The 18,512-nt window shown below is 72.1% G+C and carries 21 protein-coding genes and 1 pseudogene; 2 read left to right on the plus strand and 20 right to left on the minus strand.

What is annotated here, in order from left to right:
• Window positions 1-5: 5 nt before the first annotated feature.
• From WBG99_RS04205 to WBG99_RS04265, 13 genes and pseudogenes are all read right to left on the minus strand, one after another.
• Complete coding sequence (locus tag WBG99_RS04205) at window positions 6-287, minus strand: gas vesicle protein K (RefSeq protein ID WP_338895038.1); 282 nt, start codon at window positions 285-287, stop codon at window positions 6-8.
• Window positions 284-472, minus strand: coding sequence for a gas vesicle protein (locus tag WBG99_RS04210; RefSeq protein ID WP_257537891.1), 189 nt, complete (start codon window positions 470-472; stop codon window positions 284-286). Before WBG99_RS04210 ends, WBG99_RS04205 begins: the two co-directional genes overlap by 4 nt.
• A complete protein-coding gene (locus tag WBG99_RS04215; RefSeq protein ID WP_338895039.1) occupies window positions 469-1,227 on the minus strand; it encodes a GvpL/GvpF family gas vesicle protein in 759 nt (252 codons plus the stop codon). The genes WBG99_RS04210 and WBG99_RS04215 overlap by 4 nt, the downstream gene beginning before the upstream one ends.
• Window positions 1,224-1,589 carry a gas vesicle protein gene (locus WBG99_RS04220; protein ID WP_338895040.1) on the minus strand — a complete coding sequence of 122 codons (366 nt, stop codon included), beginning with the start codon at window positions 1,587-1,589 and terminating at the stop codon, window positions 1,224-1,226. Before WBG99_RS04220 ends, WBG99_RS04215 begins: the two co-directional genes overlap by 4 nt.
• Window positions 1,586-2,737 carry an SRPBCC family protein gene (locus tag WBG99_RS04225; RefSeq protein ID WP_338895041.1) on the minus strand — a complete coding sequence of 384 codons (1,152 nt, stop codon included), beginning with the start codon at window positions 2,735-2,737 and terminating at the stop codon, window positions 1,586-1,588. The genes WBG99_RS04220 and WBG99_RS04225 overlap by 4 nt, the downstream gene beginning before the upstream one ends.
• The gene (locus WBG99_RS04230; protein ID WP_338895042.1) at window positions 2,730-3,362 is read right to left on the minus strand and encodes a DNA primase; all 633 of its coding nucleotides are present in this window, start codon (window positions 3,360-3,362) and stop codon (window positions 2,730-2,732) included. The genes WBG99_RS04225 and WBG99_RS04230 overlap by 8 nt, the downstream gene beginning before the upstream one ends.
• The gene (locus WBG99_RS04235) at window positions 3,359-3,622 is read right to left on the minus strand and encodes a gas vesicle protein GvpG (protein WP_338895043.1); all 264 of its coding nucleotides are present in this window, start codon (window positions 3,620-3,622) and stop codon (window positions 3,359-3,361) included. Before WBG99_RS04235 ends, WBG99_RS04230 begins: the two co-directional genes overlap by 4 nt.
• A gap of 66 nt (window positions 3,623-3,688) precedes the next feature.
• Entirely contained in the window at window positions 3,689-4,438 is a 750-nt protein-coding gene (locus WBG99_RS04240; RefSeq protein ID WP_338895044.1) for a GvpL/GvpF family gas vesicle protein, read from the minus strand.
• The gene (locus WBG99_RS04245) at window positions 4,435-4,860 is read right to left on the minus strand and encodes a gas vesicle structural protein GvpA (RefSeq protein WP_338895045.1); all 426 of its coding nucleotides are present in this window, start codon (window positions 4,858-4,860) and stop codon (window positions 4,435-4,437) included. Before WBG99_RS04245 ends, WBG99_RS04240 begins: the two co-directional genes overlap by 4 nt.
• A gap of 47 nt (window positions 4,861-4,907) precedes the next feature.
• Entirely contained in the window at window positions 4,908-5,318 is a 411-nt protein-coding gene (locus WBG99_RS04250) for a gas vesicle protein (RefSeq protein WP_338900203.1), read from the minus strand.
• Window positions 5,319-5,377: 59 nt separating this feature from the next.
• Window positions 5,378-5,535 (minus strand): annotated as a pseudogene (locus WBG99_RS04255) (ATP-dependent DNA ligase); the annotation flags it as partial.
• A gap of 157 nt (window positions 5,536-5,692) precedes the next feature.
• Entirely contained in the window at window positions 5,693-7,540 is a 1,848-nt protein-coding gene (locus WBG99_RS04260; protein WP_338895046.1) for a transketolase, read from the minus strand.
• Window positions 7,537-9,093, minus strand: a complete 1,557-nt coding sequence (locus WBG99_RS04265; protein WP_338895047.1) for an FAD-dependent oxidoreductase — start codon at window positions 9,091-9,093, stop codon at window positions 7,537-7,539. The genes WBG99_RS04260 and WBG99_RS04265 overlap by 4 nt, the downstream gene beginning before the upstream one ends.
• 172 nt (window positions 9,094-9,265) lie before the next feature.
• Between WBG99_RS04265 and WBG99_RS04270 the strand changes: the two genes are divergently transcribed.
• Together WBG99_RS04270 and WBG99_RS04275 are read left to right on the plus strand one after the other, a co-directional pair.
• A complete protein-coding gene (locus tag WBG99_RS04270; RefSeq protein ID WP_338895048.1) occupies window positions 9,266-10,219 on the plus strand; it encodes an LLM class F420-dependent oxidoreductase in 954 nt (317 codons plus the stop codon).
• 273 nt (window positions 10,220-10,492) lie between these two features.
• Complete coding sequence (locus WBG99_RS04275) at window positions 10,493-10,846, plus strand: VOC family protein (protein ID WP_338895049.1); 354 nt, start codon at window positions 10,493-10,495, stop codon at window positions 10,844-10,846.
• Window positions 10,847-10,988: 142 nt separating this feature from the next.
• On the opposite strand, the gene WBG99_RS04280 is transcribed toward WBG99_RS04275, so the two are convergent.
• The 7 genes from WBG99_RS04280 to WBG99_RS04310 all read right to left on the minus strand — a co-directional run bounded on the left by WBG99_RS04280 (window position 10,989) and on the right by WBG99_RS04310 (window position 18,507).
• Complete coding sequence (locus tag WBG99_RS04280) at window positions 10,989-11,543, minus strand: GNAT family protein (protein ID WP_338895050.1); 555 nt, start codon at window positions 11,541-11,543, stop codon at window positions 10,989-10,991.
• 25 nt (window positions 11,544-11,568) lie between these two features.
• A complete protein-coding gene (locus tag WBG99_RS04285) occupies window positions 11,569-11,817 on the minus strand; it encodes a LapA family protein (protein WP_338895051.1) in 249 nt (82 codons plus the stop codon).
• Between the two features lie 75 nt (window positions 11,818-11,892).
• Window positions 11,893-12,777: an LD-carboxypeptidase gene (locus tag WBG99_RS04290; RefSeq protein WP_338900204.1), complete on the minus strand. Its 885-nt coding sequence runs from the start codon at window positions 12,775-12,777 to the stop codon at window positions 11,893-11,895.
• A gap of 86 nt (window positions 12,778-12,863) precedes the next feature.
• Window positions 12,864-14,846 (minus strand): LpqB family beta-propeller domain-containing protein, encoded by a 1,983-nt coding sequence (locus tag WBG99_RS04295; RefSeq protein ID WP_338895052.1) that lies wholly within the window; start codon window positions 14,844-14,846, stop codon window positions 12,864-12,866.
• Between the two features lie 27 nt (window positions 14,847-14,873).
• Entirely contained in the window at window positions 14,874-16,223 is a 1,350-nt protein-coding gene (locus WBG99_RS04300) for a M20/M25/M40 family metallo-hydrolase (RefSeq protein WP_338895053.1), read from the minus strand.
• Entirely contained in the window at window positions 16,216-17,049 is an 834-nt protein-coding gene (locus tag WBG99_RS04305) for a M55 family metallopeptidase (protein WP_338895054.1), read from the minus strand. The genes WBG99_RS04300 and WBG99_RS04305 overlap by 8 nt, the downstream gene beginning before the upstream one ends.
• Before the next feature lie 384 nt (window positions 17,050-17,433).
• Window positions 17,434-18,507 carry a lactonase family protein gene (locus tag WBG99_RS04310; RefSeq protein ID WP_338895055.1) on the minus strand — a complete coding sequence of 358 codons (1,074 nt, stop codon included), beginning with the start codon at window positions 18,505-18,507 and terminating at the stop codon, window positions 17,434-17,436.
• Between the last annotated feature and the right edge of the window lie 5 nt (window positions 18,508-18,512).

The following is an 18,512-nucleotide window of genomic DNA, read 5'->3' on the forward strand; positions in this document are numbered from 1 at the left end:
TGAACTCACTCGCGCGGTAGCAACGGTCCGAGCGGCCCGAGGTCCAGGTTGAGGTCCTCGGGCCGCAGGCCGTAGCGCTCGCGCAGTTCGGTCATGCGGTCGTCGAGGAGCATCAGGGTCAGCCCGATGCGCTCCTCCTGGTCATCCGAGAGCTCCCCGGTGTCGAAACGGCGCAGCGCCTGCCGCTCCATGAGCTGGCGGAGCAGTTCGACCACGGTCAGGACCAGCTTGACAAGATCCCGCTCCACCGTGTCGGGATCCAGTTCGAGACGGTTCCGGTTGGTCACTCGATACCTCCCCAGGGTGACGGAACCTGCGCGTTCACCGAGCTGATGAGCGCGTTCAGGTCGATGCGGACGAGGTCGACGTCCGCGATGCGCAGAGTGAGGTCACCGGTGATGACGACCCCGCCGGCGAGGAGCCGGTCGAGGAGATCGACAAGGGCCACTTCACGGCGTTCGACGACGGTCACGGACTCTCCTCCCCACTGAAGGAATACGCCGCCCACGGGCCGGTGAGTTCCACCCGCAGCCCCGGCTCCTCGCCCTTCGTGCTATCCACCAGTTCCACGAACTCCTCGGAATGGGTCCGCGGCACCAGAAAGGCCGCGTTCAGCACATTGCGGCCTGGCACACCGGAGAGCGCCGAATTCTGCGGGGCGTGCAACCGGGTGTCCTCCGCGAATTCCGAAAGGGTCTCGTGCAGGCGCCGCGCGAACCGCTCGGCGTTCTCCCACCTCTCCTCGTGGGCCCGATGGCTGCGGCGCCGCTGCCGCAGATAGTCCCGCCCGCTGGCGGCCTTCGCCGGCGCCTGGGGCGGCTCCTGCTCCTCGGATTCGGCGTACACCTTGACGCCCCACTCCACCCGGCCCGCCAGTCGGTCCAGAGTCCGCCGGAAGTCCTCCTCGCGGGCCTCCAGCATGACCCGTACGCCGCTGTCGTCGCGGAACACGGTACCGAGCCGCAGCGGCAGCGGCGTGGTGACGGCGGTGAGCGCGTCGATCACGCTCTGGTGGGCCCGAGCGGTCTCGGTCAGCCAGTCCAGGTCCTCCAGATGGGCGCGGAGCGGCTGCTCCGCGAAATCCCGCTCCGGCACCTCGCTGACCACGGCGATCAGGTCGTGGTGGCGCAACTGCCGGGGCGGTGCGCCCGCGACCCCGGTGAGCTGGGCCTGGAGAGCCGCGTCGAAGGGGCGGCAGACGGCGTACACATAACGCAGTCCGGTCATGAGGGCTCCTCTCTGGCGCGGCCACGCTCGATGGACGGCTCCGGCTCCCGCCGGTTCCGGCCGTCGTCCAGCTCGGCGAGCCGGGCGCGCAACTCGGCGTTCTCACGGGAGAGTTCGTCGCGGCGGGCGTGTGACGACAGCGCCGGGTCGGTCTCCCACCAGTCGATCCCCATCTCCTTGGCCTTGTCGACGGAGGCGACGATGAGGCGCAGCTTGATCGTGAGCAGCTCGATGTCGAGCAGGTTGATGCGGATGTCGCCCGCGATCACCAGACCCTTGTCGAGTACACGCTCCAGGATGTCGGCCAGGTTGGCACTCCCGTTCTGGCCGTACGGCTCGGGAACTCGGCTCGGGAACGTCATCGTCGGCTCCCGCCCACGGCGGCCCGTTCCTCGTCCTCATCCTCGTACGGTTCCTCGTCGATGTCCTCCCCGGCGTCGCCCCGGGCCTCGGGAACCTCCTCGTAGTCGTCCTCAGGGGCCTCCTCCGCGTCTCCTTCCTCGTCCTCGTCGGCGTACGCGTCGCCCTCGTCGGCGTCGCGGGGCTCCTCGTCGGCCTCGGCCTCGGGCTCCGGCTCCTCCTCCGTGTACCCGGCCTCGGTCTCGTCGTCCCCCGGTGCCTCGTCCCGCTCCTCCTCCGCGAGGGCGTCCTCGTGGCTGACGACGACCTCGCCGTCGCGGATCTCGCCGCGCCAGCCGTCCTCGGCCTCGCCCGTGAGGGTGATGAAGCGGGCGAAGTTCTTGAGGTCGAGCCGGGCCCTGCGGCCCTGGGCACGCCAGATGTTGCCGGTCTTCTCGAAGAGGCCCTTCGGGTAGTACTCCAGCACCAGCAGGACCCGGGTGAGGTTGTCCGCGAGGGAGTGGAAGGAAACGGCCCCCTTCGCGCTGCCCTTGGCGCCCTCCGACGTCCAGGCGATCCGCTCGTCGGGCACCTGTTCGGTGGTGTGCGCCTTCCAGCTGCGGTTGGACCAGAACACCCTCAGCTGCCAGTCGGAGTGGGTGTCGTCCGCCCGGTCGGCACTCTTCACACCCTTGGCGAAGGTGCTGAAGCTCTGGAACCGGGTCCACTGGTCGTACGCGGTGCGCACCGGCACTCCGACGTCGACGGACTCGATGATCACCGTGGGCTTGTCGCCGGAGCCGACCTTGCCTCGGCCCTTGCCGCCGCCGAGGCTCTTGAGCGCGCCGAGCACGTTCCCCTTGGCGCGGCCCGCGCCCACCTCCACGGCGGAGCGCAGCGGTCCCTTGCCCTCGGCGAGCTTGCGGCCGCCCTCGCGGGCGAGCTTCGTGAAGCCGGGGCTGTCGCCCTGGGCGATGTCGTTGAGCTTGACGGTCGTCTCACCGAGCTTGCGGCCGGCGCCGACGAGGATCCGCTGGGCCTGGGCGGCCAGGTACTCCCGGGCCTCGGCCTTCAGATGGTCGACGGCCTCGCTGCGCGCCACGTCGGTGAGCGGGTTGCTCTTCGCGCGGTCCGTCGCGCGGCCTGTCGCCGCGCCGAGGGTGTCAGTCATCGTCGCCGCCTCCCCTCGTGGCCCGCGCCCCGGTGGCCTTGCGGGCGGCCTTCTCGGCCGGGGCCTTTCCGGGCGCGTTCTTCTTGGCGGCCGTCTTCCTGGCCGTGGGCTTCTTCCCGGGAGCCTTCCTCGCGGCCGGCTTTCCCGCCTTGGACGGGGGCCTCTTCGCCGTCCTGTCGCGCGACGGCTTCTCCTCGGGCTCCCCGTCGTACTCCTCCCGCGCGTCGGCGTCCTCGTCGTCGCCGGCGTACGCGTCCTCGACCTCGTCGTCGCGGCGTTTCCGCCCGCGGCCCGGCAGGTCCGGGGCGGCTCCGGAGAGCTGGTCGCGCACCTGCGAGGTGCGTCCGTGCAGCCGGTCGGCGAGTCCTTCGATCCGCCGCTCGACCAGCGCCCCGGTGGCGGCCTTGCCGACACCGCGCAGGTCCTCGCGGAGCTGGTCCCCGATCTCCTTGAACTGCGGGTTGTCCTGCAGTTGCCGGGACACCAGGTCCGCGAGCGCCCGCGGGCTCAGCTGCATCCGCTTGCCGGCCACCATCGTGCCGACCGCGAACGCGACCTTCATCTTCTTGGTACGCCCGAGGACGTACCCGGCCCCGATGGCGAGGCCCAGTCCCACTCGGTTCATTCCGTCATCCCGTCGCCGGTTCCTGTGCTCCTGCGGGCACTGATCTCCAGGCGGTCCAGGAGCTCGTCCTCCAGACGGTCGAACTCCTCCTCATCGATCTCGCCCGCGTCGAGCCGCTGCTCGAGGCGGGCGAGTTCGGCGCGGACGGCCGCCGGATCGTAGTACTGGCGCTCGGCCTCGGTGAGTACCTGTCGCACGGTCCAGAGGCTGCCGCGTACCGGTGCGAACGGCAGCAGCAGCACCTCGGTGATCAGTCCCATGTGTCGCCTCCCTCGGCTCGAAGCGCCGTACCCGCACGCCGTGGACACGCCGCGCGCGATACGCCGTCAGTGCGCCGTCTCCGCGGGCTGCGAGGGCCCCGGTTCGACGAAGCTGTACGGCGGCAGCGGCCCGTTCACGCTCAGTTCGATGTGCGGATGGCTCTTGCGGGCCTGTTCCACCGCGGCGAGGAAGACCTCGGCCGACTGCTGGTCCACGAGGAACGACACGTTGGCGAGCCAGCCCGTGGAGTCGGGGCCCACGCTGACGGCCGCCGCGGCAGGCTCCAGCACACGCTGCAGCTCCGTCGCGTCCTCGGCCTCCCGGGCCTGGACGGCGGCGACCACCATCTCGCCGAGCCGCAGCCGGTCCTCGTAAGTTCCGCCACCCGACTGCCGGTTGGCCTCGGCGAGGGCGCGCAGCTCGGGGTTCTCCCCCATCACGCGGTGCAGCACGGCCTGTTCGTCGTGGCTGGCCTTGACGTTGTACTCGACCTTGCCGTCGAGGGCACCGAGCCGTTCCAGGTAGTGCTCCGCGCGTTCGGCGAGCACCCCGGTGACGGCCGCGTCGTCCGGTGCCACGCTGCCGAACCGCATGGGCAGCAGGGGGCCGCCCGTACCCGCCTCGCTCAGGACGTTCTGGTGGGCGAGGAGGTCCTTGCGCTTGGGCCGCAGGCCTTCGGGGGCCTCACTGACGATCGCCGCCAGCTCGCCCTCCTTCAGGACGCGCACGGGGCGCGGCGGGTCGCCCACGCCGCTCACGCCCTCGGGGAGCCCGGGGTGTGAGCTCGCGGTGATGCCGTAGACGTACGTACTCACTCCTGTTCCTCCCTCTTGCGCGAGCTCGTGGTCTTGCGCGCCCGTGGCCGCGACTCGGTCTGTCCCTCCTCGCGGGCCTCCTTGAAGGCACCGGAGATCGTCTCTGCGGCGCCGGACAGCGCCCCCTTGGACTTGCCGCGCGCGCCGGACTCGGTGATCTCACCGACGAGGTCCGGCAGGCCCGGGTTCTTGCGCGGCCCGGCCTCCAGGTCGAGCCGGTTGCACGCCTCGGCGAAGCGCAGATAGGTGTCGACGCTGGCGACGACGACCCGGACGTCGATCTTCAGGATCTCGATGCCGACCAGGGAGACTCGTACGAACGCGTCGATGACGAGCCCCCTGTCCAGGATGAGTTCCAGGACGTCGTAGAGGCCGCTGCTGCCGCCTCCGCCGCCGGACTGCTGTGCCGGGACTACGGTCATGCCGACCGATCCTCCTTCGTCTGTGGTTGCCGGTGCGGGACGGCCGCCTAACGACCGCCGGAGCGACGTGGGTCGGCCCTTCCGCGCTCGTAACGCCGAACGCGCCGGTAGCCGGTGAGTTCGCCCTCGTGGTCGAGTTCCACCTGATAGCTCGCGAGCAGGCTCATCGTGTCGGGGACACGGGCCATCTCCAGGACCTCGACCTCCAACGTCCAGCCGTCCTCGGTCTGTTCGAAGGACGACACGGACTCGGGCGTCATGCCGGTCAGCTCCGCGAGCTGGGTCCGGGCATGGCGCAGCACCTGCATGGGGCTGGGCCGGCTGTCCGCCGCGCTGTCGTTCCGCGTGTTCCCGGAAGGCTCGCGCGCCTCATTCGGCTCCCGCTCTTCTTCCACTTCTTCCGATTTCTGCGTTTTGCGTGAACTCTGTGCTTTTGATGTACTGGATGTGTTCGACATGGCCACCTCGGAACACCGAGTGGCCATACGGCCGTTGGCCAAACCTTCTGGAGCTGGAGTCAGCCCCGCCGTGCTGCGAGCCTCCGCCGCGCCGGCCCCAGCGAGCGGCCCTTGCTCATCGCGCCCTCCAGGGGTTGGTGCGGGCCTGTTCGACTGCGTCCTCCAGGGCCCGGCGACGGGCGTCCACGCCCGGGGCGTCGAGCTGATCCCAGACGAGGCCGCCCTTGGCTGCTCCTTGCCACCGCGTCACCGGGGAACAGCACCTTCTCCGGGCCGTGGACCTCCTCGCCGCGCCGGCCCATCCGCAGGGTGTGCGTGTCCCCCGTCCCCCACTCCTCTCCGGCGTACGGGGCCCTTGCCCGTATGCGGATCCTTCAGGGCGCGATGGCGTGCTCCACCATCAGCCGTCCGGCGGCCGTGATCGCCTCCGCGTCGATGCCCGCCTCGCGCAGCTGCTCCTCGGGAGAGGCCGAGCCCGGCATCGTACGGACGGCCAGGCGCACCAGGCGGGGCACCGGGCGGCCGTCGAGGAAGGCGTCGAGGACCGCGTCGCCGAGGCCGCCCTCCTCGTGGTGGTCCTCGACGGTGAGGATGCAGCCGGTGCGTTCGGCGGCCTCGCGCAGCGTGGCGCGGTCGACGGGCTTGACCGAGTAGAGGTCGATCACCCGGACCTGGATGCCCTCGGCGTCCAGCGCCTCGGCGGCCTTCAGTGCCTCGTGGACCGTGACCCCGGCCGCGACGACCGTCAGCCGGTCGGTGTCCGAGGCGCGCAGCACCTTGCTGCCGCCGATCGGGAACTCCTCGGTCGGGCTGTAGAGGACCGGCGACCCGCCCCTGGAGGTGCGCAGATAGCGGATGCCGTCGAGGCCGGCCATCGTGCCGACCAGCTTGGCGGTCTGGTTGGCGTCGCACGGGTACAGCACGGTCGAGCCGTGCACCGCGCGCATCATCGCCAGGTCCTCCACGCCCATCTGCGAGGGCCCGTCCTGGCCGATGGCGACACCGGCGTGCGAGCCGACGAGGTTGATGCCGGACCCGCTGATCGACGCCATACGGATGAAGTCGTGGGCGCGGGTGAGGAACGCCGCGAACGTGGAGACGTACGGCACCCAGTCGCGGGCCGCGAGCCCCACGGAGGCGGCCACCAGCTGCTGTTCGGCGATGTAGCACTCGAAGAAGCGGTCGGGGTGCTCCTTGGCGAAGAACTCGGCCCGTGTGGAGTCGCTGACCTCGCCGTCAAGGGCGACGACGTCACCGCGCGCGGTGCCGAGCGCGGCGAGCGCCTGCCCGTAGGCGTTGCGGGTGGCGACCTCGTCGCCGATCTCGTAGCGCGGCAGTTCCAGGTGTCCGGTCCGCACGGCGTGCAGCATCCGGGCGGCGGGCGGCTGCCGCACCTCGACCCGGAGGTCGCGCACCCCGCCGAGTTCGGCGATCGCCTCGTCGGCGTCCTTCAGCGGCTTGCCGTGCAGGCCCTCGCGGTCCTGGACGGCCTCGACGCCCTTGCCCTTGAGGGTGCGGGCGAGGATCACGGTGGGCTGGCCCTTGGTGGACTCGGCCTCGCCGTAGGCGCGGTCGACGGCGTCCACGTCGTGCCCGTCGACCTCGATCGTGTGCCAGCCGAAGGCCGCGAAGCGGCGGGCGTAGGCGTCCAGGTCATGTCCGTGCCGGGTGGGTCCGCGCTGGCCGAGCCGGTTGACGTCGACGATCGCGGTGAGGTTGTCCAGATGCTCGTACGCGGCGTGCTCGGCGGCCTCCCACACGGAGCCCTCGGCGAGTTCGCTGTCCCCGCACAGCACCCACACCCGGTAGCCGGTACGGTCCAGCCGCTTTCCGGCCAGCGCGATACCGACGGCGACGGGCAGCCCCTGGCCGAGCGACCCGGTGGCCGTCTCCACCCACGGCAACCGCCGCGGCGTCGGGTGCCCTTCGAGCCGGCTGCCCTGCTTGCGGAACGTCATCAGCTCCGTCTCGCTGATCGCGCCGACCGCCTTGTACGCGGAGTACAGCAGCGGCGAGGCGTGCCCCTTGGACAGGACGAAGCGGTCGTTGCCGGGATGCCGGGGGCGGTCGAAGTCGTACCGCAGATGCCGGGCCATCAGTACCGACATCAGTTCGGCCGCCGACATCGACGACGTGGGGTGCCCGGAGCCTGCGGCGGCTGCGGCACGCACACTGTCGACCCGCAGTTGCTGGGCCAGCTCGCTGAGTTGACGGGTGTTCATGAGTCTCCTTCCGAACCCTTGGCGGGCTTCTGCGGGTCCTGGGGCGACGGGGCCTCGGGCGGTTTCCGCGACTGGGGCGACGGCGGGGACGGTCGCCGCCGGTCCTCGGATGCGCCCGGCACCGCCGCCGGGCCCGGCTCGGCCGGTGCGTGCTGCTCACGGGCGGCTCCGGGGCGGTCCGCCGCCCCCTCCTCCTTCTCGGGTGCCCCCGGCGTCCCCGGTGCGCCCGGCGTCCGGGCGACCTCCGGGGACGCCGTGTCCAGGGGTACCGACCAGGACCGTACGAGGCCCAACTGGACGCCCTGGCGGGGCAGTACCGCGTCGAGGAGCCAGTCGGCGGCGACGCGGACGCGGTTGCCGGGCATCGCGGCGAGGTGGTAGCCGCGGGTGACGGCTCCGGCGAAGGGGCCGGACAGCGGCACACCGAACGGGTTGGCGGCGGCCTGGACGCCGCCCAGGTCCACGACGAAGCCGAGGTCGCCGTGCCGGTAGGGCTTGGGCTCCCCCCGGCCGAGGGAGGCGGCGACGTTGTACCCGGCCGTCCTGCCCTGCCGCCAGGCGTGCTGCGCGGTCATCGGCGTGTACGCGCCGGGCTCGGTCAGGTCGGGCACGGCCGCCGCGTCCCCGCAGGCGAACACCTCGGGGCGGCCGGGCACCTGCAGTGTGGGCTCGACCAGCAGCCGGCCGCGTTCCATCGGCAGCCCGAGGGACTCGGCGAGCGGATCGGGGCGTACGCCCACACACCACACCAGCGTGCGCGTGTCGACGAACTCCCCGTCGGTGAGCAGCACTCCGTCCGGCGTCGCCTCCTTCACGGAGGTCCCCATCCGCACGTCGACACCCCGCTGCCGCAGCACCCGGTCGGCGGTCCGCGACAGCTTCTCGTCCATCTCGGGCAGCACCCGCTCCGCGACGTCGAGCAGCATCCAGCGTGGCCGCATACCCTCCCGCAACGGCTGCTTGCGCACCAGCTCGTCGGTGAACATCTGGCCGTGGGCGGCGACCTCGGTCCCGGTGTAGCCGGCGCCCACCACCACGAAGGTGCAGCGCGCGCCACAGCTCCTGGGGTCCTCGCCGCCGGCCGCCAGCTCCACCTGACGGGTCACGTGGTCCCTGAGGTACAGCGCCTCGGGCAGCCCGCGGAAGCCGTGGGCGTGCTCGGCGACGCCCGGGACGGGCAGCAGCTTGTTGACGCTGCCGGCGGCGAGCACCAGCCGGTCGTAGGTCAGCGTGCCGACACCGCCCTCGGGGTCCGTGTAGCGCACGGTCCGCGCGTCGAGGTCGATGTCGTCGGCCTCCCCGAGCACCAGGCGCACATGGGGCAGGGTGCCGGTGAGGGAGACGGTGACGCGGCGTGGTTCCAGGATGCCGGCGGCGACCTGGGGCAGCAGGGGCAGGTAAAGGAAGTAGTCGGTCGGGTTGAGCAGGATGATGTCGGCCTTGTTCCGGGTCAGCCGCGCCAGGGTGCGGGCCGTCCGGTACCCGGCGAAGCCGGCACCGACGATCACGATGCGGGGTCGACTCACGGTTCGCCTCCCGGCGGGGTCGCGCATACGGAGTCCTCAGCGTCCTCGGACTTACGGGTCCGGTGACGTACGAGCCTTCCGCGTCCCCCTGGTCAGGGCGCCCAAACCGACAGGGCGCCGGAACGTCCGTGGGTTTCCCCTGTGACCTTCGGGTACTCGAACCCGCGACCCGACCCGCACCCCTCGCGGAGGTACACCCATGCCCGAGTACGGCTACTTCCTGGCGACCGAGGAGTTCGGTCCCGCGGAGCTGATCGAGCAGGCGAGGATGGCCGAGCAAGCCGGATTCGAATGCCTGTGGATCTCGGACCACTTCCACCCGTGGAACGACGCCCAGGGCCAGAGCCCGTTCGTGTGGTCGGTGATCGGCGCACTCTCCGAGGCCGTCTCCCTGCCCATCGAGACGGCGGTGACCTGCCCGACCGTCCGGATCCACCCGGCGGTCGTGGCGCAGGCGGCGGCGACCAGCGCGGTGATGACCGGCGGCCGGTTCCGCCTCGGCATCGGCTCGGGTGAGGCGCTCAACGAGCATGTCCTCGGCACCCGTTGGCCGCCGGCGGACGTCCGTCTGGAGATGCTGGAGGAGTCCGTCCAGGTGATGCGGCGGCTGTTCACCGGTGAGGAGGTGACCCATCGCGGCCCGCACTACACGGTGGAGAACGCCCGCCTCTACACGATCCCCGACGAGCCCGTCCCCATCGACATCTCCGGCTTCGGCCCCAAGGCCACCGGGCTCGCCGCCCGCGTCGGCGACGGCTTCATCACCATGGGCCCCGACGAGGAGCTGGTGACCCAGTACCGCAAGGGCGGCGGGGGGTCCCATCTCGTCAGCGGCGGTACGAAGGTGTGCTGGGGCCCCGACCGCGACGCCGCCGTGCGTCTGGTCCGCAGCCTCTGGTCGAGCCAGCTCCTCCCCGGCGAGATGGGCCAGATCCTGCCCACCCCCAGCCACTTCGAGCAGTTGGAGCCACTGGTCACCGAGCAGATGGTCAGCGAGAACACGGTCTGCGGCGACGACGTCGACGAACACGTGGCCGAACTGCGCGCCTTCGCCGAAGCCGGCTTCGACCGCGTCTACGTCAGCCAGATCGGCCCCGACCAGCGCGGCTTCTTCGACTTCTACCGCACGAAGGTCCTGCCGCGACTCAAGTAGGGAACCCAAGCAGGGCACCACCCTCACGACTCTCGGCCCGGATGGTGTCTTCTCCCCGTCATCCGGGCCGAGCGCGTGGCGCGACCCGGGCGCCCGGGGCCGCGAGGACCGCTGCGCCGTCCGGGGCGACGCCGCCCACCGGCCCGGTGATCCCCCGGAGCGCGTGACGGTGTGCCCGGGGTACCCGGGGCCGGCCTGCCCGCACACGATCCGGTCCGCTCGAACCGTCCGAAACGATCTCCCTCTCGGGCCGGCCCCAACTACGCTCTCCCCATGGAGATTCTCGGAACCACGCTCCGTATCTGCGTCGACGACCTGGAAGCCGCGGTCCCCTTCTACGAGAGACTCTCGGGCGGGCCGGCGATGCGCTTCGAACGCGGCGGAGTACAGGTCGCCGCCGTCGGCTGCTTCCTGCTGATGAGCGGCCCGGAGTCCGAGCTGGAGGTCCTGCGCAAGGTCAGCGCGACCCTCGCGGTCGAGGACGTCGACGAGGCCAACCGTGTCCTCACCGCGTCCGGCGCCCACGTCCTGGCCGGCCCGATCCCCACCCCCGTCGGCCGCAATCTCATCGCGGTCCACCCCGACGGCTCGGTCTACGAGTACGCGGACCGCCGGACGGCGGAATAGCACCCCGGTTCCGCAGCCACGTGCGACGGAGCCGTGCGCCCGGCGGCCGGGGGATCAGCCGGCGAAGGCGGACACCCCCCCGCGACCAGCCCGTACCGCCCGGATCCGGTCGGCAGGCCTGTGGCCGTGCGGGACGCGGGCGTCAGCGGGGGCGGGAACGGGTCATCTCGGTGGTGAGCGCCCACCTCTGGTGGTCCCGCCAGGCCCCGTCGACGAACAGGAAGTCCGGCGAGAACCCCTCCAGCCGGAACCCGCACCGCCGGGCGAGCGCGATGGAAGCGGCGTTACCGGGCTGCACATTGATCTCCAGCCGGTGCAGCCCCATGACATCGAACGCGTACTCGACGACGAGTCCGAGCCCCTCCCCCATCAGCCCCCGCCCGGCGGCGTGCGCGAAGGCCCCGTATCCGAGGGCGCCGCACCGGAAGCCGCCCTCCACGATGTTGTTGATGTTGACGAACCCGGCGATCCCCCCGCCGTCCCGCTCGCACACCAGGAACCCGGCCTTCGTCGGGTCCTCGATGAGCAGCCCCGCGTACGCGGCGTACGCGCCGGGGGTGGTCGGCGGGAACAGCCACGGCTGGTGCAGGACCTTGCTCTCCCGCGCCCGCGCGGTGAACTCGAAGCCGTCGTCGGTGGTGAAGTGCCGTATCCCCACGCGGGGGCCTTCAGCGAGGTAACGAACGTTCTCGGACACCTCGCCACGATACGTCGGCGCAGGCTCACCCGCGCCGTCTCAGGAGGTACGCCCCGCACAGCGCCCCGATCAGTCCGGTTCCCAGCAATGCCATCCACAGCGGCATGGTGACCTCGGGGATCAGCAGCCGGATCTCGGTGCTCCGGGTGTTCTGGAAGACGAAGACGAGAGCCAGCACGGCGAGGACGCCCACGATGACCCTGCCGGGCGTCAGCAGGTCGCCCCACCGCCGGCGCCCGTGCTTCCCGGCACGCTTCGATGTCTTCGGGCTCATGTCTCCAGGATGACGCGCGCGAGCCGGACGCGCCCGGTGGGACCTCCCCGGGACCTCTCACGGACTCGCCCGCTGTCAGGTCAGCGCCGGCTCGTCCAGCGTCAGCGTCCCCGCTTCCGTGTCCAGCTCCGCCGTCACCCCGAACGGGACGGTCAGCGCGCCTTCGCCGTGTCCGAAGCCGAACTCCTCCAGCATCGGCACACCGAGGCCGCCGAGCCGGTCGAGGAGCAGCGCCCGCACCTTCTCGTACGGCTCGCACCCCGTCCAGGAGCCGAGGAGGACGCCGGCGACGCCGTCGAGCCAGCCGGCGCGGAGGAGCTGGGTGAGGTAGCGGTCGAGGCGGTAGGTCTCCTCGCCGACATCCTCCAGGCAGAGGAGGGCTCCTCGGGCGGAGGGGCGGGCGTGGGGGTTGCCGAGTTCGGCGGCGAGAAGGCAGAGACAGCCGCCGAGGAGGACACCCCGGGCGCGGCCGGGTACGAGGGCGGCGCTCCCTTCGGCGGCCCGGATCGTGCGTACCGTCTCCGGGGCGAAGAGGGTCGCCCGCAGGTGCTCCTGGGCTCGTGCGTTCTTGATGAAGTCGACGCCCGCCGCCATGGGGCCGTGCAGGGTGACCAGTCCGGCGCGGGTGGCGAACGCCTCGTGCAGGGCGGTGATGTCGCTGAACCCGACGAGCGGCTTCGGGTCCGCCGCCCTGATCGCGTCCCAGTCGAGCAGGCCGGCCATCCGCTGTACGCCGTAGCCGCCTCGGGCACAGAGCACGGCGGACACGGACGGGTCGCACCAGGCGGCCTGGAAGTCGGCGGCACGGTCGGCGTCCGAGCCCGCGAGGTAGTCGAACCCGGGGTGCCGGTCGAGGGTGTGCGGTGCGACGACGGGGTCGAGGTCCCAGCCGCGCAGGATGTCGAGCCCGGCGCTGAGCCGTTCCTCGGAGACCGGCCCGCTGGGGGCGACGACGGCCACACGGGCGCCGGGGGCGAGGCGGGCGGGCCGGGTCAGCGGCGGGACGGGGCGGGCCCGGCCGGTGGGACCGGGCGGGACGGGCGGTGTCACTTGGCGAGCTCCAGAGTAGGGATTCCGGGAGGATTCAAACCGAAGACCTGCGCGTACAGCGAGAGCTCCGCCTCCAGGACCCGCACCATCGTCTCCGCCCGCCGGAACCCGTGCCCCTCCCCCTCGAACGTGATGTAGGCGTGCGGCACCCCCCGCCCCTCCAGCCGGGCCAGGAACCGCTCGCACTGCGCGGGCGGGCAGATCACGTCGTCGAGGCCCTGGAGCAGCAGAAAGGGCGCGCCGATCCGGTCGGCGTGCTCGGTGGGCGACCGCTCCACGTACCGCATCGGTTCCTCGGCCGGCGGCCCGACCAGGCTGTCCAGATACCGGGACTCGAAGTCGTGGGTGTCCCCCGACCCCCAGTTCGTGAGGTCGAGGACGGGATACAGGATGGTTCCGCAGGCGTAGACGTCGGTCGTGGTGAGGGAGACGGCGGCGGTCCAGCCGCCGGCGCTGCCGCCCCGGACGGCGAGCCTGGTGCGGTCGGCGGTGCCCTCGTCGGCGAGGGCGAGCGCGACGGCCGCGCAGTCCTCGACGTCGACGACGCCCCACTGCTCGCGCAGCCGGTTGCGGTACTCCCGCCCGTATCCGGTGGACCCTCCGTAGTTGACCTCGGCGACGCCGATGCCCCGCGAGGTGAAGTAGGCGATCGCCAGGTCGAGGGCCAGGGGCGCGCGGCTGGTGGGTCCGCCATGCGCCCAGACGACGTACGGCGGCAGCTCGGTGCCGGGGGCGACGCAGCCGGGGTGGTGCGGCGGGTGGACGTGCGCGTGGATCTCGCGTCCGGCGGGGCCGAGGAAGGTGCGGATCTGGGGTTCGGGATAGTAGGCGGGGTCCACGGGGTCGTCGTGCGCGGCCCCGATCACGCGGGCGTGGCCGGTGCCGGCGTCCAGTTCGACCACCTCGTAGGCGATGCGGGGGCCGGCGCCGATGACGATGACGCGACTGCCGTGGACGGCGAGCGACGGGGCGAACTCGGTCCAGGGTCCGTCCGTGTCGACGACCTGGCCGGTCGCGGTGTCGAGGATTCCGAGCGCGGTGGCGCCCCGCCCGTGCACCACGGCTACGAGCCCGCCCTCCAACAGAGCGAACCAGCGCGAGCCGACCTGCCACAGCGGGCCGCCGAACTCCTCCTCCCGGGCGCAGAGAGGCGTCCGGTGACCGCGGTCGACGTCGAGGCGGTACAGGTTCCAGTAGCCGGTGGTGTCGCCGGCGTACACGAGGGTCCCGTCGGCGGACCACTCGGCCTGGGCGACGGACTCGTCCGGGCCGCCGCCGACGGTCCGGGGCTCGCCCAGCAGGCCGTCCTCGCTCACGTCGGCGACGAGCAGCGCGGTGCCGTCCCAGGGCATGCGCGGGTGGTCCCAGGCGAGCCAGGCGGCACGGCGGCCGTCGGGCGAGAGACGGGGGCCGGTGACGAACCGGTGGCTGTCGTCGGTGAGTTCACGTACGGCGTCCCGGTCCTCTGCGGCCGAGCCGTCCAGCGGCACCGCCGCGACGACCCGCCGCACATCGGCGGGCCCGTCCCCGGTGAACTCCTCCAGGACGCACCACACCTCGTTCCGCTCGGGGTGCGGTCGCGGGTCCACCCAGCGCAGTCCTCCGCCCAGCGACGACACCGGGGTGAGCGGGCGGGGATCGCCGCCCGGCTCGTACCGGTAGAGGCGCTGGTCGGCGTGGTTCACGAAGACCACGAGGGGGCCGTCGGCCCGCATGACGCCGGCCCACGGCTGACCGCCGTACTCCATGACCCGGCTGCGCACGTTCCACGGCGCCGGCAGCACCGGCTCCTCCGCACCGTCGGCCGTGCGCCGCACCAGGGTGCGCCGGCCGCCCTCGGTGGGCCGGGGCTCGGTCCACCACGCCTCGTCGCCGACGAAGCCCACGAACTCGGGATGCCCGTCGTGCGCGGCGGCGAGCGCCGCGTCGATCGGCGAGGGCCACTCCCCGTATGCCAGGGTCCGCACCTTGTCCCTCATTTCCCTTCGTGCCCGCAGTCGCATGTCTCAGGCCGTCCGCAGGAAGCGGTCGAGCACGCGGACGCCGAAGTGGAGCGCCTCGACCGGGACGCGCTCGTCGACCCCGTGGAAGAGCGCCGCGTAGTCGAAGCCCTCCGGGAGCTTCAGCGGCGCGAAACCGTAGCCGGTGATGCCGAGGCGCGAGAACTGCTTGGCGTCCGTACCGCCCGACATGCAGTACGGCACGACGTGCCCCTCGGGCGCGAACTCCTCGACGGCGGCCCGCATGCGCGCGTATGTCACCGAGTCGACCGGCGCCTGGAGGGCCACCTCGCGGTGCTCGTACTCCCACTCCACGTCGGGCCCGGTGAGCCGGTCCAGGGTCTCCCGGAACTCGTCCTCGCCACCGGGCAGATACCGCCCGTCCACGTGGGCGACGGCCTGCCCCGGGATCACATTGGTCTTGTAACCGGCTGCCAGCATGGTCGGGTTGGCGCTGTTGCGTACGGCCGGTTCGACCAGGGCGGCGGCCGGACCGAGCTTGTCGAGCAGCCGGTCGACGTCGTGGTGGTCGTCGAGGTCGGCCTCGATGCCGTACAGCGCGGCGAGTTCGGTGAGGGACGCGCGGACGGTCGGGGTAAGCCGGACGGGCCACTCGTGGGCGCCGATCCGGGCGATCGCCGCCGCCAGCCGGGTGACCGCGTTGGCCCGGTTGACCTTGGAGCCGTGGCCGGCCCGGCCGCGCGCGGTGAGCCGCAGCCAGCCGGTGCCGCGTTCCCCGGCCGCGATCGGGTAGATCTGCCGGCCGCCGCCGTCGTGGAAGGTGAACGCCCCCGACTCGCTGATGCCCTCGGTGCAGCCCTCGAAGAGGCCCGGGTGTTCGTCGGCGAGGAACCCGGAGCCGTCCACGGCGCTCGCCTCCTCGTCGGCGGTGAACGCGATCACGACGTCCCGGCGGGGGCGTACGCCCGCGCGCGCCCAGTGCCGGGCGACCGCGAGGATCATCGCGTCCATGTTCTTCATGTCGACCGCTCCCCGGCCCCAGACCACGCCGTCGCGGATCTCCCCGGAGAACGGGTGCACGCTCCAGTCCTCCGCCCGCGCGGGCACGACGTCCAGATGGCCGTGGACGAGCAGCGCGTCCGCCGACGGGTCGCCGCCCTCGATCCGCGCGACGACGTTCGTACGTCCCTCGGTGCGCTCCAGCAGCGTGGGCTCCAGGCCCGCCTCGGCGAGCAGCGCGGCGGCGTACTCGGCGGCGGGGCGCTCCCGGCAGTCCCCGCCGCCCCGGTTGGTGGTGTCGATGCGGATGAGGTCGGAGGTGAATCGGACGACCTCGTCCCGGGCCTGCTGTTCCACGGGCGCAGCCGACGCCACGGGCTCTGCGGGCTCAGCCATATGTCTCCTCCACCGCGGCCGAGACGATCGTGGTGACCGCCTTGAAGGTGCGGATTCCCTCGTACATGGTCGGGCTGGTGTAGGCGGCCTTGCGTTCGCCGATACGGGTGACACCCGGCACGACGGTCGCGGCCATCGCCAGGTGCTCGGCGTCGAACTCCAGCGCCACGGTGAACGGCCCGCCCCTGACCGGTTCGTGACGCACCGCGAGCGACGCGGCCCGCTCGGCCGCCGCGCGGATGTCGGCCGCCGTTCTGGTCGGTGTGCGGCAGACCGCCGCGTACCGCGACACATGGTCCTTGACCGCCACTTTGAGCGCCTCGGGCGCATACCCCAGGGCGTCCTCGCAAGCCACGTCGTCGCCGGTCACCAGCACCACGGGTACCCCGTACTCGGCGACGACATGCGCGTTCAACAGACCCTCGCTGGCCCGCACGTCGTCGAGCCACACGCCGGTGACGGAGTTCGCGAGATACGTGTGGGCCAGGACCCCTTCCATGCCCGCGCCCGCGTGGTAGCCGACGAAGGCGATGCCGTCCACGTCTCCGTGCTGGACACCCTCCACCATGGACAGCGCCTTGTGCCGCCCGGTCAGCATCCGCGCTCGCTCGTCCAGCCGCTCCAACAGGAGATTGCGCATCGTCCAATGCGCCTCGTTGATCAGCACCTCGTCCGCGCCGCCGTCGAGGAACCCGAGCACGGCGGCGTTCACATCCGAGGTGAACATCGACCGACACCGCTCCCACTGCGGCGTCCCCGGCAGCACGTCGGCCGGCCAGGTCACACCGGTGGCGCCTTCCATGTCGGCACTGATGAGGATCTTCATGCGGGTCCGTCCCCTCGCAGGTCAGAGGCTTGCCGTCCGGCCGGTGACAGCAGTTTCCGACAACATGCGGCGGAGACGGGGATCTTCATGCTGCTTCACGTTACGCGTCGGCGAGGGAACTTCCCACAGGGCGGAGAGGAGGTTGAGGCCGCTCCCGGGCCTCGGCACCTCGGAGGCCACGGAACGGGTTCCCGCATGCGTCCCTCAACCCTCCGTCAGGCGCGGTGCGAGTGCGGGTGGAAACGTCCTCCAGCAGAGGCGTGGCCTGCTGCCAGCCTTCGATCGGGTGCGGGTTGGGCCGCGTCTGGTACCGGACGCTCCACTCGTCGAGCAGAGGATGCTGCGCTTGCTCAAAGCAATGGAGCGGGGGCGGAAGGGGTGCCGTCAGAGGGTGAGCGCGCAGACGACCGAGGGAACGGAAGCCGCCGGGGCCGACTGTTCGAGGGCTCCGCTGTCCAGGACGCGCAGCGGGGCGAGCGTGCCGCTGTGCTGGTTGGCGACCAGTAGATGACCGGCCGCGTAGGTCAGGCCGCGGGGCCAGGTACCGCCACTGGGGGTCTCGCCGATCGCTTCCAAGGTGGTGCCGGTGACCCGGAACGCGGCCACGGTGTCGGCGCCGCGGTTCGTCAGCCAGACGAAGCGCCCGCAGAGCGAGGCGACGATGCCGCCGGGCTGGTTGACGACGTCGCGGGCCGTGGTCGCGGGCACCGTGGCGACGGCCGTCAGGGTGCCCGTGGCGGCGTCGTACCGGTGGCAGGTGAGGGTCGAGGACAGCTCGTCCGCGCTGAACACCAGCTCCCCACCGGGGGCGAAGGCGAGGTGACGGGGGCCGGAGCCGGCGGCCAGCCGGTTCATGGCCGCCCGCTCCAGGGTTCCGGTGCGGGTGTCGAGCCGGTAGGTGAAGACCGCGTCCGCGCCCAGGTCGGTGGCGAGGACGAAACGGCCCGCCGGGTCGACGAGCACCTGGTGGGCGTGGCTGCCCTCCTGCCGTCCGGCGACCGGGCCCGACCCCTGGTGGATGACGAGGTCGGTCGGCTCCAGCAGGCGGCCGTCCGCGCCGAGCCGGTGCACCGCGACGGTGCCGGGCGCGGTGTCGCTGCCGTAGTTCGCGGTCAGCAGCCACTCTCCGTCCGGGTGGACGGTGAGGTGGCACGGGTTCGACCCGCCGCTGCTCACCGGGGCGCCCAGCGGGGTCAGTACACCGTCGTGGCGTCGGGCGACGGCGCTGACGGTTCCGGGGTCGGTCTCGTTCGTGCTGTAGACGACGTCGAGGGAGGGGTGCCCGGCCAGGAAGGACGCTCCGATGACCAAGAGGGCCGGCACCTGGCTGTCGTACGTCGGGCGGCCGGTCGAGGGGGCGAGCCGCAGGGTGGCGAGCCCGGCGCCGTCGCCGCCGGTGTCGGGTGTGTAGGAGCCGGTGAGGACGTGAACTGCTTCGGGGTAAGCGGGCGTTGGCATGGGCG

The organism is Streptomyces sp. TG1A-60 (assembly GCF_037201975.1).
GTDB lineage: Bacteria > Actinomycetota > Actinomycetes > Streptomycetales > Streptomycetaceae > Streptomyces.